The organism is Anaerovibrio sp. (genome assembly GCF_051866355.1).
Lineage (GTDB): Bacteria > Bacillota > Negativicutes > Selenomonadales > Selenomonadaceae > Anaerovibrio.
In genome coordinates this window covers 1-6,896 of the sequence record NZ_JBJDWZ010000172.1, presented here as the reverse complement: position 1 = coordinate 6,896, position 6,896 = coordinate 1, and the positions used below count along the sequence as shown (strand labels likewise).

Annotated in this window: 7 protein-coding genes; all 7 read right to left on the bottom strand. The window is 47.9% G+C overall.

The annotated features are described in order from the left end of the window. Positions 1-52 precede the first annotated feature (52 nt). The gene (locus ACI3UA_RS09025; RefSeq protein WP_439724486.1) at positions 53-703 is read right to left on the bottom strand and encodes an HAD family hydrolase; all 651 of its coding nucleotides are present in this window, start codon (positions 701-703) and stop codon (positions 53-55) included. Between the two features lie 251 nt (positions 704-954). Next, positions 955-1,323 (bottom strand): PTS glucitol/sorbitol transporter subunit IIA, encoded by a 369-nt coding sequence (locus ACI3UA_RS09020; RefSeq protein ID WP_439724485.1) that lies wholly within the window; start codon positions 1,321-1,323, stop codon positions 955-957. Positions 1,324-1,410: 87 nt separating this feature from the next. Continuing rightward, entirely contained in the window at positions 1,411-2,427 is a 1,017-nt protein-coding gene (srlE, locus tag ACI3UA_RS09015; protein ID WP_439724484.1) for a PTS glucitol/sorbitol transporter subunit IIB, read from the bottom strand. A gap of 13 nt (positions 2,428-2,440) precedes the next feature. Then, positions 2,441-2,995, bottom strand: coding sequence for a PTS glucitol/sorbitol transporter subunit IIC (gene srlA, locus ACI3UA_RS09010; protein ID WP_439724483.1), 555 nt, complete (start codon positions 2,993-2,995; stop codon positions 2,441-2,443). A gap of 86 nt (positions 2,996-3,081) precedes the next feature. Next, positions 3,082-3,567 (bottom strand): transcriptional regulator GutM, encoded by a 486-nt coding sequence (locus ACI3UA_RS09005; protein WP_439724482.1) that lies wholly within the window; start codon positions 3,565-3,567, stop codon positions 3,082-3,084. Between the two features lie 14 nt (positions 3,568-3,581). Next, on the bottom strand, positions 3,582-5,495 hold the full coding sequence (locus ACI3UA_RS09000; protein ID WP_439724481.1) for a BglG family transcription antiterminator: 1,914 nt from the start codon (positions 5,493-5,495) through the stop codon (positions 3,582-3,584). 36 nt (positions 5,496-5,531) lie between these two features. Then, entirely contained in the window at positions 5,532-6,332 is an 801-nt protein-coding gene (locus ACI3UA_RS08995; RefSeq protein WP_439724480.1) for an SDR family oxidoreductase, read from the bottom strand. Positions 6,333-6,896 lie beyond the last annotated feature (564 nt).

Below are 6,896 nucleotides of genomic sequence, written 5' to 3'. Positions count from 1 at the left end.
AACTAAGACTATTATACCATCAGTATTGATGACGTTCCATAAAAATTTCAGTTTAAATCTTTCCTTCTAAAACAGCCTCCATCACCTCACTAAGACTTCCATAAATATCGTCTGCCAGACTGCGCAGTTCCGCATCCGGCTCAATCAGGTCCGGTATCATAATCGTACGGCATCCAGCTGCCACCCCGGCACGGATACCATTGGCACTATCCTCAAACACATAACATTCATCAGGTGCACAGCCAATTTTTTCTGCCGCCAGCAAAAAGATATCTGGCGCTGGTTTGCCATGCTCCACCTGCTGACCGCTGACAACAGCATCAAATAAAGGCAATACACCAAGTCTTCCCAGGCTGTCCTTTATAGCATCCAGCCTCGTGCTGCTTGCCACCGCCAGCTTTACATCATGCTCATGAAAAAAACAAAGTATTTCCCGCGTCCCCGGCTTTTCCGGAATCTCTCTTTGCAGCCTGTCCTCTACCCAATGCAGGCAGTAATCACGAAACGCCGCTGCATCCACCTCCGGATAATGCTCATGCACAATGTCCAGCATCTTCTTACCACCAGAGCCGCAAACAGCCCTTGGAAATTCCGCCAAAATCGGCTGCCTAAAGGCCTTTGCCGCCTCAATCCAGCCCTGGCAATACAGCCGCTCCGTATCCAGCAATAAACCATCCATATCAAAAATTGCACCCTTTAACATAAAAACCTCATTTCGTCACATCAACACACAATAGCATCTCTCCACAAGAACTCCGACTGCACATATTTCCCATGTATACACCAAAACACCGCCTGTATGAAATACCACAAGCGGCGTTCAGGTATTGCGTTTTATGTCAATCAGAGGGGAACATAAAACGCAGATAGGGATTACAAAAGGAGTATAAAAATATTGGGAGTTAAATCTATAACAAATATCTGCATAAGCAGATACCAGTTATCTTTTGTGGCTTACACACCATCAGTAATGCGAATTACAGAACCAAGCTGAATTACCGGCATAGGCTTGCGCTCCACATAGATAGTCCCTGGCAGCTCCACCTCGGTGGCACCGCTGAAATTCACGGTGCAGTGTCCCAGCCCCGCCAGCGTTACAGGCGCTTCTTCACCCACGGCAGTAATGACATATTGCTGATCATCTACGGAAAGCACCTGCCCCGGCGCAATTATACCATTAATCGGCTGCACACTGACTGAATAGCAGTAATCCTTTAGCTCTTCAGGCGCATTATCACCAAACATGATGAAAATTCCTTCATCCTTAAATTCTTCCACACATTCCCCCAGTGCTTTAACCTGATTTTCATAAATGATGCTCATTGTAATTCCTCCCATATCATCAGAAGCTGAACTATCTTGCCTTACTTGGTTATTAAACAAACCGTTTATATCCGGCGTACATCATTTTTATACTGCGGCATACAGACCGAAGCTGGCGAAGTAAGCAATTATGACGCGAAGCCAGCCGGTAGCAAAGCGTGAATACATAACAGATACAACGCCCACCTCTATGGTTTCCGTTTCTGCCTCAGCAAGACCAAGTCCTACCGGAATAAAATCACAAGCTCCCTGTGTATTGATGGCAAACAAGGCAGGCAAAGCCATCTGCGGGTCGATATTTCCTTTGCCAATTTCTGCACCTACCAAAGTACCAACAATCTGGGCTATTACTGCACCAGGCCCAAGCAAAGCTGACAAACCCGGAATAGAACAGATGATGCCCAGAATTACCAGACCGAAAATATTACCAGCCAGCGGTGTCAGAATAGAAGCAAATGCATCACCAAAACCGGAACCATTAATAATGCCAATCAACATGGAAACAAATGCCATAAAAGGCAACAGGGTAGTAATACATGTCTGAATGGCATCTCTGGCCGCCTGATAGAATGTGCTTACTACCTTGCCGGCAGCCAGTCCGATAATAGTAATAACGCTTTTATTCTCCTGCTCGGCCAAGGTCTGGGAAACCTTCTTATCCGCGGTAAACTTTCCGGCTTCTGCCTTTGTCGTCGCTGTCCTGGCTGCTGCCACAACAGCCTCATCCACCTCTGCCGGATGCACCTGCTTCGAGGTAACACCTGATACATAAATATCCTCGGTGATATACTTTGCCATAGGGCCTGCCTTGCCCACAGGATTGGTATTGATGGTCGGAATGCGCTTCTTCGGATAAATACCGCAACGCAGTGTACCACCGCAATCAATAATCACCAGTGCCAGCTCATCCTCCGAACAGTTAGTCTTGAAGCCGTTGACAGGAGTAAGGCCCGTCAGCTCAACAATGCGCTGCAGACACTCAGGCTCTGCACCACCGCCGGTAATGTACATTACTTTGTTCTTCTGTTCAGTCGGGGTTATTACCAGTGGGCCGCCAAAGCCGCCAGCACCATGCTCTACACGAATAGACTTAAAATCTGCCATTTTGCCTGCCTCCTTAATTATGCGCTGTCTTGAACTCACGGCTTAACCTGATGCCCTGCTGCTTTTCTACCATGCGGGTGGTAAACTCAGTAGCGTAGCCAGAAACAAAGTTTGCTACCAGGCCTACCAAAAGGTAACGTACAGCCAACGGAGCCATATCCAGCCCCAGCTGCGCTACGCCGTTGGCGATACCCAGATAGATGAACAGCTCTGCCACGTTGATATGAGGGAAAATACCGCTATTGGTGTGGCAGTGGTAGGTTGCTGAAGCATAATAGCAAGGCTTGTAAAACTCAGGCATAAATTTGCCAATGGACAGAGCCATAGGGTTGCCCAGCATAAAGGCACTGATAAAAGGCAGCACCGCGTATCTAAGCACAGGATTGCCCGTGCAGAACCTGGCGATTTTTTCCATACGCTCAGGCCCCACAATCGACATAATTGCATTCATCAGGACCAGCAGCATGACAATAGTGGGAATAATCCCTGTAATCCAGCTGACAAACTGCTCACCGCCTAATTTGAACAAATTCATAAATCCCGACGCAAAACTAACGAGAATATCCATATCTATCTTCCTCTCTCACTTCTTCAAATCAAATGCCGACATCATCAAATCGCCTGTGCCGGCCAAATCGGAAAGCAGGGAGGCTATCAGCCCCATACCTTCCTGCCCTGCAGCGCATTGCGCACATTGATAGCAGCCAGCTGAAAAGGAGATGGCGGTTGCGTAATCGGCTCGCCAGAAACAAACTTCCGATAGGTCAGCGCCGCATCCAGTACCGCCCTGCGGAGATTTTTGTTCTTCGTCTGAACCTCATCGCCGGTCAGGTCGCCTATATACCTGCCAGCAAAACCATCCATCGGCTTTACCCGTGCCAGAAAAGTAACCCCCTCCAGCTTGCGTGCCTCCCGGATAACACCTTCCTCATCCAGAAGAAACATGACAATAGCACCTGCCCGAAAGCCTCCTGCCTGTCTGCCGCAGGCTACCCTGCCCTGCCGCCGCAGCTTCATAAATTCCTTGGAAAAATGCTTCATTTGCAGCATGCTAAACACCGCCTGCAAAATAAATGCCCCCAAAATCGCTAGTCCCAGCTCCAGCATCATTGCCAGCTCCTCTCCTATACTGTAATTCATCAATTGCCACTAAATCATTTCCGTTTGTACAGAGCACTCAAAATTTCCTGAAAGCTGTCAGCCTCCGAGAGCCTGCCCAGAATATCATCATCCTTGGCTATGCTGATAATCTCATCATAAACACGAATCAGCACACTGTCATCCTCATCGATGTTTTCCGGCACTCCTAACAGGAAAATCACCCGTACCTCATGTTTACGATATATCAGCGGCTGTCCGGCCACACCCATGGCAAAAACCACCCGCTCACCGGCATACTGCACTGTATGGGGAATGGCCACGGAATGTCCGAATACCATCGTTCCCTGCTGCTCACGCGCCTTCAGCCTTGCCAAAAAGCCCGCATCCAGATACCCCCTGTCAATCAGGCTTTTTACCATATAGGCAACAGCTTCCTCATAGTCTTTATACCCATTGAGAATAAATGCCCTGTTTTTGCTCAAAAGGCCGGTCATTACCATCTGGTTGTTATCCAGTACCGGCAGTTCTATCATATCCCAGTACCGTGCCTTTTCCAGCTTGTAGCGCAACTCCTGCTCGTCAAAAATCTCATTAATCTGAATAACAGGGCGCTGGCACCAGCAATCCAGCTTGGCAGTAGTAATTACAACATCATACTGATTAAGCTGCTCCGATGTCACTCTATCTGCTGAAAACATCTCCATCTCCGCCGAGCTATCCAAAATCTTTTTCAGCTGCGCCGCTACCAGGCGGGAAGTTACCCTGCCCGTACCACAGACCAGGGCAATCCGGAATTTCCTGCTGCCTGCCAAATCGCTTTCTGTCAGGAACACCCCGAAATAGGCAGCCAGATAACCCCTCTCGTCATCAGTTACCGTCACGCCGTACTCAGCCTCAATAATCGAAGCAGCAACACCTGCCATCTGATACGCCAGCGGATATTTTGACTTCAAATCCTCCAACATGGGATTTGCCAGTCTGATGCCGTAACGCAGGCGGTTGCGCATGAACATGATATGATACAGGAATTCCTGGGTAAACTCATTGTTGGACAGATTGATATTCATTTCCTGACGGATTTGCACAATAATTTTTTCCATTACCACCTGGATGCTCTCATCCAGCTTAATGTGTTTGATGCTGCTTATATCCGCCGGAGTGCGCATGCCCAGAATAGGCAAAAAGGCAAACAGCTTCTCCTCAATGGGAAACTCCACCTGCAAAAGCCTTCCAATCCTGCCGATGAGATTATCCACAATCTCAAACTCACCCCTGCTGCCCAGCTTGTAGTAGCCAGGCTCCAGCTTGCCAATGTAGTGTCCCGTCAGGAACCTGTCCAGCATCAAGGTTACAAATTCCTCAAACCGTTCCTGCACACTCTTTTCCAGTGCATAAGCGTTGAAAGCCTCTGTAATAGCCTCGGTCAGCTCACTATCCAAAGGATATTCCTTGTACAGCTGGTGATAATTATTATCCAGAATATACTTCCTGATGTCTGGCTCATTGCCATGCAGCAACAACCCCTTGCTTGCCTTGCCTATAATGCTCAGATTGTAGGCTGCCAGCTCCTCACGCAACTTTTTCAAATCTCCAATCAGGGTAGTACGGCCTACATTCATTTCATAAGCCAGCTCGTCCGTCAGAATAGGCTCCTCAGAGCGAATCAGCTTGCCGAATGCGTAATCCATGCGATTCCTTGTTGAATTGAGAAATGTGTCTGTTTCGACTAATTTGGCATATATTGCCCGAAATCCCTCGGCAGAATAGATATGCAGGCTGTACCTCCCTTTTTCGCCATCAATCAGCCCACAGGAACCCAGCTCCTGGTTGAGCTGCCTGATGTCGTTGCGGATAGTCCGCTCACTGACGTCCAGCTTGTCAGCCAGGGTGCCCACCTTGATAACCGGAGTCTTTCTAAAATATTGCAATATTCTTGACATGCGATTATCATTAAACAAGTTTTTCAACTTTAGCACCCCTTCTTTATTTATCAATCCCGTCTATCAGCCCCGGGACTTGCCGCCTGAAATATTTATAGTTGTACCTGCAATATAGCTTGCCCTGTCAGATACCAGGTATGCCACCAGGTCGCCTACCTCATCCAACTTACCATCCCTGCCCAGAGGAATAACCTTGGAATAGTCAGTAGACAAATCCTCCGGCTTGCAGCCACGGGTATAGGCCAGAGCCTCATTGTAGGCATCCGTCCTAAGTCCGGTTGCCTCCATGATGCCAGGGGCACATGCCAGCACCCGGACATTGTACTTGCCCAGCTCCTTTGCCCATGAACGAGTGAAGCTGTCCACTGCCCCCTTGGTAGCAGAGTATGCTGACTGCCCCTGGGAGCCTTCCTTGCCTGATTCAGATGACATGTTAACGATGACCCCCTTTCCCTGCTTCACCATCTGCTTGGCACATGCCTGCGCACAAAGAAATACTCCCTTGACATTGACAGAAAACATCTTATTGAAGCTATCATCATTCAGCTCGTACTCCGGCCTGTCACCCTGCACATCCACCAGAAGCCTTGGCATATTGATGCCTGCATTGTTTACTAACGCATCAATACGACCATACTTCTGCACCACGGTATCAGCCATAGCTTTGACACTGGCACTATCAGTTACGTTGCACTGCACGCAGTAGGCGCCATCAAGCAGTTCGCCTGTCGTCACGTTCATGTCCACAATGACTGCCTTTGCCCCGGCCGATATCAACGTAGTCACCACATGCCTGCCTATACCGGAGGCACCGCCTGTTACAATCACAACCTTGTCCTGCAGTCCCAACCAGTCTTCATTCATCTCAAATTCCCCTTTCCTCTTGCCCCATGCCGTCTGGCAATCACAAAAAACGGCCAGCCGGCACCTGGCTTTTCCTATGCTGATTCTTGTACCTGCTTCTGTACTTCCTCTTTGCCTAGATACCATTTCGTATCTGTTGTGCTTATTGTAGGGGAATTTTATTATTATTTTAATACGTTCTTTTTCCAACTTTTGGAAAAACATTAGTACAACATTTTTCCATGAAGCGGAAATTTCCCGCAGGATGTGTCACTATTGCCAATCGCGTAAATTATTACCATTGAAGGATAAACCACATTTATCTATTCTACACAATATCCAAAAACCCTTTTTCCCAACAAGCAAATACAAAAAAACCGGGAAAGCAACCTTCCCGGTCAAAGCAGTACATCAATATAAGTTCCAGAAGTGCTAATCATGCGCACCGAGGCACAAAGGGATAACGAAATCCTGTTGACATGAATTGATTTCGAGGGCAATTCTTTGTATGCATGTTTTCGTGAGTACTTCCGCAGACTGTCCCTTTAAATGTCTGAACAGAGTCCACAAAATATCAAACTATAT

What these genes read in the sequence shown, in the direction of transcription:
- ACI3UA_RS09005 (WP_439724482.1), bottom strand. Translation starts at nt 3,567, where the DNA reads ATGAATTACAGTATAGGAGAGGAGCTGGCAATGATGCTGGAGCTGGGA.
- srlA (WP_439724483.1), bottom strand. Translation starts at nt 2,995, where the DNA reads ATGGATATTCTCGTTAGTTTTGCGTCGGGATTTATGAATTTGTTCAAA.
- ACI3UA_RS08995 (WP_439724480.1), bottom strand. Translation starts at nt 6,332, where the DNA reads ATGAATGAAGACTGGTTGGGACTGCAGGACAAGGTTGTGATTGTAACA.
- srlE (WP_439724484.1), bottom strand. Translation starts at nt 2,427, where the DNA reads ATGGCAGATTTTAAGTCTATTCGTGTAGAGCATGGTGCTGGCGGCTTT.
- ACI3UA_RS09025 (WP_439724486.1), bottom strand. Translation starts at nt 703, where the DNA reads ATGTTAAAGGGTGCAATTTTTGATATGGATGGTTTATTGCTGGATACG.
- ACI3UA_RS09020 (WP_439724485.1), bottom strand. Translation starts at nt 1,323, where the DNA reads ATGAGCATCATTTATGAAAATCAGGTTAAAGCACTGGGGGAATGTGTG.